At 59.2% G+C, this 8,676-nt stretch carries 5 protein-coding genes; 3 read left to right on the forward strand and 2 right to left on the reverse strand.

Translation table 11 applies throughout. The features are described from left to right. Positions 1-94: 94 nt before the first annotated feature. Both ACVWZ1_RS13840 and ureC read right to left on the reverse strand, forming a co-directional pair. Positions 95-1,201, reverse strand: coding sequence for an ABC transporter ATP-binding protein (locus ACVWZ1_RS13840; protein ID WP_457503709.1), 1,107 nt, complete (start codon positions 1,199-1,201; stop codon positions 95-97). A 62-nt stretch (positions 1,202-1,263) separates the two neighbouring features. Next, positions 1,264-2,982, reverse strand: a complete 1,719-nt coding sequence (ureC, locus tag ACVWZ1_RS13845; protein ID WP_414332630.1) for an urease subunit alpha — start codon at positions 2,980-2,982, stop codon at positions 1,264-1,266. A 327-nt stretch (positions 2,983-3,309) separates the two neighbouring features. Between ureC and psaA the strand changes: the two genes are divergently transcribed. From psaA to ACVWZ1_RS13860, 3 genes are all read left to right on the forward strand, one after another. Continuing rightward, positions 3,310-5,577, forward strand: a complete 2,268-nt coding sequence (gene psaA, locus ACVWZ1_RS13850; RefSeq protein ID WP_457503711.1) for a photosystem I core protein PsaA — start codon at positions 3,310-3,312, stop codon at positions 5,575-5,577. 21 nt (positions 5,578-5,598) lie between these two features. Beyond that, on the forward strand, positions 5,599-7,833 hold the full coding sequence (psaB, locus tag ACVWZ1_RS13855) for a photosystem I core protein PsaB (RefSeq protein WP_457465379.1): 2,235 nt from the start codon (positions 5,599-5,601) through the stop codon (positions 7,831-7,833). A gap of 118 nt (positions 7,834-7,951) precedes the next feature. Continuing rightward, positions 7,952-8,533: a Uma2 family endonuclease gene (locus ACVWZ1_RS13860; protein WP_457503713.1), complete on the forward strand. Its 582-nt coding sequence runs from the start codon at positions 7,952-7,954 to the stop codon at positions 8,531-8,533. The last annotated feature ends 143 nt before the right edge of the window (positions 8,534-8,676 follow it).

Consider the following 8,676-nt stretch of genomic DNA (forward strand, 5'->3'; position numbering starts at 1 on the left):
CTCTCTCGGTTTCACATACCTAGCCATACCAAGCAGTCATGCTGAACATGCTATACATTATTTCCAGTATAGTCCAGCGTATCATTGACTAGAGTCATACTCTCCCCTCTTCCTTTGGGAAAAGGGCCGGGGGTGAGGGATCCCCGCCAATCTCCACAGGCCACAGAGCCTCTGTCGGCAAGTGGATCCACACCGTCTGCCCCGGCGCAAACACTTGGTGGGGAGCCACCCAAGCCTGCAGACTGCCCCAAGGGGTTTGTAAGGTCAGCCGTCGCTGGGTGCCCGCAAAGCGTTCCGCCATCACTTGAGCGGAGAAAACATTGTCGGCCAAGCCGGGCGGCTGGGGAAGCACCTGCACCTGTTCCGGGCGCACCGTCAGCCGCACCTGACCTTGGAGTGGCGCGGCGCTTTTCAAGAGGATCCCGTTGTTGAGGCGAAGCTGGTGACCCTCCGCCTGCGCATCGAAAAAATTGACCCCGCCAAAAAAGCGGGCAATGCGCTCGGAGCGCGGCTGCTGATAGAACTCCACAGGGGATCCCACCTGGTGTAGCTGCCCCTCAAACATCAGGCCGATGCGTTGGGCCATGGCTGTGGCTTCTGCTTGATCGTGGGTAACCAGCACCGTCGTCACCCCTGTTTCCGCCTGCAGCTCCAGAATGAGGGCCTGCATCTCTTGGCGCAGGTTGGCATCCAGGGCCGATAAAGGTTCATCCAACAGCAGCACCTTGGGCCGAATCACCAAAGCCCGCGCCAGGGCCACCCGCTGCGCTTGTCCGCCAGAAAGCTGACTGGGCCGACGCTGAGCAAAGCCGGGCAATTGCACCCGCTCCAACATGCCCAAGGCGGCAGCCTCCCGCTCTGCCCGGGGAATGCCCCGCATTTTCAGGCCAAAAGCGACATTCTCCCCCACGCTCAGGTGGGGAAACAGGCGGCTGTGTTGGGACAGCAAAGTCACGCCGCGCCGTTCCGGCGGCAGAGGGTTGAGGGGGATCCCGTCCAGCCAAATTTCCCCCGGATAGGGCAAGGGATCCGGTTCCAGCAGACCGGCGATGAGATTGAGGGTGGTGGACTTGCCGCAGCCCGATGGCCCCAGCAAGGCGAAGATCTCCCCTGCTTCCACACTCAAAGACAAATCCCTGAGGACAGGGATCCCTCGCTTGTGGAAGCGCTTGCTGAGGTGGCGGAGAACAAGGTGGCCCATGCTTGAGTTACCGGTCAACCTCCCAAGGAACTCTCAAGCTCTCCCAAATTAGAACACCCAAATTAGAACAGAAAATACCGTTGCGCCATGGGCAGCACCTCTGCCGGCTCGCAGGTGAGCAATTCTCCATCGGCCCGCACTTCATAGGTCTCCGGGTTCACCTCAATGTGGGGAGTGGCGGTATTGAGTTTCAAATCCGCTTTGCCGATCTCGCGGCAGTTTTTCACCGCTACGGCCCGGCGCTGGATCCCCAGTTTTTCCGGGATCCCCAGGTCTAGGGCAGCCTGGGAGACAAAGAGCAGGCTGGTCTCGGTCAAGGCGCGGCCAAAGCTGCCGAACATGGGGCGGGGGTACACCGGCTGCGGGGTTGGAATGGAAGCATTGGGATCCCCCATTTGGGCGTAGGCAATCAGGCCCCCCTTCAGGACGATTTCCGGCTTAACCCCGAAAAAGGCCGGCTTCCACAGACACAGATCCGCCAGTTTTCCCACCTCCACCGACCCGATGACGTGGCTGAGGCCCTGGGCGATGGCAGGGCAGATGGTGTACTTGGCTACGTAACGCTTGGCCCGGAAGTTGTCGTTGCGGCTGCTGTCTTGTGGCAAAGGCCCCCGCTGCACCTTCATCTTGTGAGCCGTCTGCCAAGTGCGGATGATTACCTCCCCCACCCGGCCCATGGCCTGGGAGTCGGAAGAGATGATGCTGAACACCCCCATGTCATGCAAGATGTCTTCGGCGGCAATGGTTTGGGGGCGAATGCGGCTTTCGGCAAAAGCAATATCCTCCGGCACATTCTTGCTCAGGTGGTGACACACCATCAGCATGTCCAGATGCTCTTCGATGGTGTTGCGGGTAAAGGGGCGGGTGGGATTGGTGGAGCTGGGCAGCACGTTGGGCTCGGAGGCAATGCGGATGATGTCGGGGGCATGCCCACCCCCGGCCCCTTCGGTGTGGAAGGTGTGAATGGTGCGGCCATTGATGGCGGCGATGGTATCTTCCACAAAAGCCGATTCATTTAAAGTATCGGTGTGGATGAGGGTTTGGATGTCGTACTCATCCGAGACTTGCAAACAGCTGTCGATCACCGCCGGCGTGGATCCCCAATCTTCGTGGATCTTGAGGCCGCAGGCCCCCGCTTCCACCTGTTCCCGCAGAGCTGCGGGAAAAGCCGCGTTCCCCTTGCCAAAAAAGCCCAAATTGACCGGAAACCCCTCCGCCGCCTGCAACATTTTGCCCAAGTTCCAAGCTCCAGGGGTGCAGGTGGTGGCGTTGCTGCCGGTGGCCGGCCCGGTTCCGCCCCCCAAAAGGGTGGTCACTCCCGAGGCGATGGCAAACTCGCACAGCTGCGGACAGATGAAATGCACATGGGCATCGATCCCGCCCGCCGTCAGGATCAGGTTTTCCCCGGCAATCACCTCAGTGCTGGGGCCCACCACCATGCCCGGCGTCACGCCTGATTGGATATTCGGGTTGCCGGCCTTGCCAATGCCGACAATGTAGCCATCGCGAATGCCCACATCCGCCTTGACAATGCCCCACCAGTCCAGGATCAGGGCGTTGGTGATCACCAGATCCAAGGCCCCGTTGGCGCGGGTGGCCGTCGGCGATTGCCCCATGCCATCGCGGATGGTTTTGCCGCCCCCAAACTTAATCTCCTCGCCGTAGGTGGTGAAATCCTCCTCCACCTCGATGATCAGTTCGGTATCCGCCAGGCGCACCCGATCCCCTACGGTGGGGCCGTAGTTGCTGACGTATTGGCGACGGGGAATCTCTAGGGTCATAGGGTGGTATCTGCAAAAGGGCTGCCAGGGTTTTACCACACATCCCCACCCAGGGGATCCCTTGCTGCTTGTTGTCTGGTTTCAACCCTTCATTGGAACCCATTGGGTCGACTGAAAATTCGTTACATATATTTACATCTATGATCGAAAAAACAATTGCCAATCGACTCCAGCCTCGATGGGACAAGGGATCCCTCGTTTAATTATTGTGAAGCAACTGAGGGCTCACAAACCCTGACCTATAATGCCAGGTAAGTCCTGCCCTGGGGGAATCTTCTGCCAAGGGGTAGGGATGCTTCGTTCCTTGTCGCAAGAGAGGAGTTCTTGATGACAACTACGCCAAAGGAGCGAGAGCCGAAGGTCAAGGTGTCGGTTGACGTGGATCCGGTTCCCACCTCATTTGAGAAATGGGCTAAGCCGGGGCACTTCGATCGCAGCCTATCCCGTGGCCCCAAGACCACGACCTGGATCTGGAACCTCCATGCTCTTGCTCATGACTTCGACAGTCACACCAGCGACTTAGAAGACGTTTCTCGTAAGATCTTTTCCGCTCACTTCGGCCACTTGGCAGTGGTTTTCGTCTGGCTGAGCGGCATGTACTACCACGGAGCTCAGTTCTCCAACTATTCTGCTTGGCTGGCGGATCCGATCAACGTCAAGCCTAGCGCCCAGGTGGTCTGGCCCATCTTCGGCCAAGAGATCCTGAATGGGGATGTGGGCGGCGGCTTCGAAGGGATCCGCATCACCTCGGGCCTCTTTCACCTCTGGCGGGCTGCCGGCATCACCAACGAGTTCCAACTCCTCTGCACCGCCATTGGCGGCTTGGTGATGGCCGCCCTCTGCCTGTTTGCCGGCTGGTTCCACTACCACAAGCGGGCTCCCAAGCTGGAGTGGTTCCAAAATGTGGAATCGATGCTCAACCACCACCTGGCGGGCCTGCTGGGGCTGGGTTCTTTGGCCTGGGCCGGTCACCAAATCCACGTGGCCATTCCCATCAACAAGATGTTGGATGCGGGCGTGCCGGCGGATCAGGTGCCCTTGCCCCACGAGTTCATCCTCAAGCCCGCCTTGATGAAGGAGATGTTCCCCAGCGTGGATTGGGGCATCTTCAGCGGGGTGGTGCCCTTCTTTACCTTGGATTGGGGCAAATACGCGGAGTTTCTCACCTTCAAGGGTGGCCTGGATCCGCAAACGGGCGCCCTCTGGCTAACCGATCAAGCCCACCACCACTTGGCCATTGCCGTGCTCTTTATCGTGGCCGGCCACATGTACCGCACCAACTGGGGCATTGGCCACTCCATTAAAGAGATCCTGGAAGCCCACAAGGGCCCCTTCACCGGCGAAGGCCACAAAGGTCTGTACGAAGTGCTCACCACCTCTTGGCATGCCCAGCTGGCCATCAACCTGGCCATGGTGGGATCCCTGAGCATCATCGTGGCCCAGCACATGTACGCCATGAACCCCTACCCCTACATGGGCATCGACTACGCCACCCAGATCTCCCTGTTTACCCACCACATGTGGATAGGCGGCTTCTTCGTGGTGGGGGGTGCTGCCCACGGGGCCATTTACATGGTGCGGGACTACGACCCAGCGGTGAACCGCAACAACGTGTTGGATCGCGTACTGCGCCACCGGGATGCCATCATCAGCCACCTCAACTGGGTGTGTCTGTTCTTGGGCTTCCACGCCTTTGGCTTCTACGTCCACAACGACACGATGCAAGCCCTGGGTCGTCCGCAGGACATGTTCTCGGACACCGGGATCCAACTGCAGCCGATCTTCGCCCAGTGGATCCAGTCGCTGCACACTTCGGCCATTGCCAGCACCGCTCCCTATGTGGGCGCTTCGGTTAGCCCCATCTTTGGCGGCGACGTGGTAGCTGTGGGTGGCAAGGTGTCCATGATGCCCATGGTGCTGGGCACGGCGGACTTCATGGTGCACCACATCCACGCCATGACCATCCACATCACGGTGCTGATCCTGCTCAAGGGGGTGTTGTTTGCCCGCTCTTCCCGGTTGATCCCGGACAAAGGCAAATTGGGCTTCCGCTTCCCCTGCGATGGCCCGGGCCGCGGCGGCACCTGCCAGGTCTCCGGCTGGGATCACGTGTTCCTGGGGCTGTTCTGGATGTACAACTGCATCTCCATCGTGATCTTCCACTTCAGCTGGAAGATGCAGAGCGACATCTGGGGCACCGTCAACGCCGATGGCACGATTGAGCACATCACCGGCGGCAACTTTGCCACCAGCGCCATTAACATCAACGGCTGGTTGCGGGACTTCCTGTGGGCGCAATCGGTGCAGGTGATCAACTCCTACGGCTCGGCTCTGTCGGCTTATGGGCTGCTCTTCTTGGGCGCTCACTTTGTCTGGGCCTTCAGCCTGATGTTCCTGTTCAGCGGTCGCGGCTACTGGCAGGAGCTGATTGAGTCCATCGTTTGGGCCCACAACAAGCTAAAAGTCGCTCCGGCCATTCAACCCCGCGCTCTGAGCATCATTCAGGGTCGGGCGGTCGGTGTGGCCCACTACCTGTTGGGAGGGATCGTCACCACCTGGGCGTTCTTCCTGGCACGGTTCGGCGCACTCGGCTAAGGCAAGGAGGAAGAGAGAATCATGACAACTGCAACTCGTTTTCCCCAATTCAGCCAAGACCTGGCCAGCGATCCCACCACGCGTCGGCTGTGGTATGGCATTGCCACCGCCCACGACTTCGAGACCCACGATGGCATGACGGAGGAGCGGCTTTACCAAAAGCTGTTCGCCACCCACTTTGGCCATCTGGCAATCATCTTCCTGTGGGCCTCCGGCAACGTCTTCCACATCGCCTGGCAAGGCAACTATGAGCAATGGGTAGCCAACCCCACGGGTGTCACCCCCATCGCCCACGCCATCTGGGATCCCCACTTTGGCAAGGCAGCGGTGGAAGCCTTTACCCAACCGGGGGGCGGCGGCCCCGTCAACGCGGCCTACTCTGGCCTGTACTACTGGTTCAACACCATTGGCCTGCGCACCAACGGCGATCTCTACGCCGGCGCGATTGGCCTGTTGTTGTTGGCGGCGGTGTTTCTGTTTGCCGGCTGGCTGCACCTGCAGCCCCGTTTCCGCCCCAGCCTGAGCTGGTTCAAGAACGCTGAAGCCCGTCTCAACCACCACCTGGCCGGCTTGTTTGGGGTCAGTTCCCTGGCTTGGACTGGTCACCTGGTACACGTCGCCATCCCCGAGTCCCGCGGGCAGCACGTAGGCTGGGACAACTTCCTTACCACTCTGCCCCACCCGGCAGGTCTGAAGCCCTTCTTTACCCTCAACTGGGGGGTGTATGCCCAGAACCCGGACACGGCCAACCATGTCTGGGGCACGGCAGAAGGGGCGGGCACGGCCATCCTCACTTTCTTGGGTGGCTTTAACCCCAACACCCAGTCCCTGTGGCTGACGGACATGGCCCACCACCACCTGGCCATCGCGGTGATCTTCATCGTGGCCGGCCACATGTACCGCACCAACTGGGGCATTGGCCATAGCATCCGGGAGATCCTTGGCGCCCACAACCCCCCCAAGGGCACTCCCTTCGGAGGCCTGCTGGGAGAAGGCCACAAAGGTCTCTACGACACGGTCAACAACTCCCTGCACTTCCAGTTGGCTCTGGCCCTGGCCTGTCTGGGGGTGGTGACCTCGCTGGTGGCGCAGCACATGTACGCCCTCAACCCCTACGTGTTCATGTCCATGGATCACACCACGGAGGCGGCTCTCTACACCCATCACCAGTACATTGCTGGCTTCTTGATGGTGGGGGCGTTTGCCCACGGGGCCATCTTCCTGGTGCGGGACTACGATCCTGAGGCCAACAAGAACAACGTGCTGGCGCGGGTGCTGGATCACAAGGAAGCGATTATCTCCCACCTCAGCTGGGTATCGCTGTTCCTGGGCTTCCACACCCTGGGGCTGTACGTCCACAACGACGTCATGCAGGCCTTTGGCACGCCGGAGAAGCAGATCTTGATCGAGCCGGTGTTTGCTCAGTTCATCCAGGCCTCTCACGGCAAGATGATCTACGGCATGGATGTGTTGTTGTCCAACCCCGACAGCCTTGCTTCTACCGCTTGGCCCAACTACGGCAACGTGTGGCTGCCGGGCTGGCTGCAGGCCATCAACGATCCCAATGGATCCCTGTTCCTGCCCATTGGCCCGGGTGACTTCCTGGTGCACCACGCCATTGCCCTGGGCCTGCACACCACCACCTTGATCTTGGTCAAGGGGGCGTTGGATGCCCGCGGCTCTAAGCTGATGCCGGACAAGAAGGACTTTGGCTACAGCTTCCCCTGCGACGGCCCGGGTCGAGGCGGCACCTGCGACATCTCCGCCTGGGATGCCTTCTACCTGGCCATGTTCTGGATGCTGAACACCATCGGCTGGGTCACCTTCTACTGGCACTGGAAGCAGCTTGGGGTTTGGAGCGGCAACACTGCCCAGTTCAACGAGAACTCCACCTACCTGATGGGCTGGCTGCGGGATTACCTCTGGGCCAACTCCGCCCAGTTGATCAACGGCTACAACCCCTACGGGATGAATAACCTGGCGGTTTGGGCCTGGATGTTCCTGTTCGGCCACTTGGTGTGGGCAACTGGGTTCATGTTCCTGATCTCCTGGCGCGGCTACTGGCAAGAGCTGATCGAGACCTTGGTGTGGGCGCATGAGCGCACTCCCTTGGCCAAGCTGATCCGCTGGAAAGACAAGCCGGTGGCCATGTCGATTGTCCAAGGTCGTCTGGTGGGTCTGGCTCACTTCACGGTGGGTTACGTGTTGACCTACGCGGCCTTTGTTATCGCCTCGACAGCCTCCCAGTTTGGCTAGCGAACTTAATCTGTTGAATAACTAACTGGAGAAGGGATCCCTCGGCTGGTCCAGGGATCCCTTTTTTGTGAGTTGGTAGAGTGGTGATATGAAGTTTAGGGTCTGATGAGTTTGGTCGATGACTCTAGCCGCCCGATTGGATCCCTATATCAGGCGATATACCTTTGAGGAGTTTCATCGGCTGATTGAGTCTGGACAGATTGAAGAGCCCAATCAGTTGGAGCTGATTGACGGGCTCCTGGTTCAAAAGATGACGAAAGGGGAGAGGCACGCCGCCTACTGTAGCCGCCTGTACCGACTGTTGGTGGGCCTTGTGCAGGAGCAAGCTATTGTGCGCACCCAGGATCCGGTGCAACTGCCCCCCAATCACGAGCCGGAGCCCGACTTTGCCATTGTGCGCTTTCAGCAGGATGAGTACCGCTCTCGGCATCCTCAGCCCGAAGACATCTATCTCATCATCGAAGTGGCTGATTCTTCCCTTACCTATGATCGGGAAGTCAAACTCGGACTCTACGCCAAAGCCGGGATCCCCAACTACTGGATCTTGAACTTGCAGGAGAACTGCCTAGAGGCTTACAGCTTGCCAACGGAGTCGGGAGTTTACCAAAAAAGAGAGGCTTACACCCCCAAGGAAAAAGTTGGGATCCCAGGGATCCGGGCTGGAGAACTGAGTCTGGATCGGGTTTTTTCCATCGGTTAAGGCAGGGATCCCTTGCCGGCAGATCGAATCTTGGCTGGCAGGAGCATGACTTTAGTCAATGATACGCTGGACTATACTGAAAATAATGTACAGTATGTTCAGTATGGCTGCTTGGTATGGCTAGGTATGTAAAACCGAGAGAA

The sequence above is a fragment of the Thermostichus sp. MS-CIW-25 genome, assembly GCF_054060015.1.

What these genes read in the sequence shown, in the direction of transcription:
- psaB (WP_457465379.1), top strand. Translation starts at nt 5,599, where the DNA reads ATGACAACTGCAACTCGTTTTCCCCAATTCAGCCAAGACCTGGCCAGC.
- ureC (WP_414332630.1), bottom strand. Translation starts at nt 2,982, where the DNA reads ATGACCCTAGAGATTCCCCGTCGCCAATACGTCAGCAACTACGGCCCC.
- ACVWZ1_RS13840 (WP_457503709.1), bottom strand. Translation starts at nt 1,201, where the DNA reads ATGGGCCACCTTGTTCTCCGCCACCTCAGCAAGCGCTTCCACAAGCGA.
- ACVWZ1_RS13860 (WP_457503713.1), top strand. Translation starts at nt 7,952, where the DNA reads ATGACTCTAGCCGCCCGATTGGATCCCTATATCAGGCGATATACCTTT.
- psaA (WP_457503711.1), top strand. Translation starts at nt 3,310, where the DNA reads ATGACAACTACGCCAAAGGAGCGAGAGCCGAAGGTCAAGGTGTCGGTT.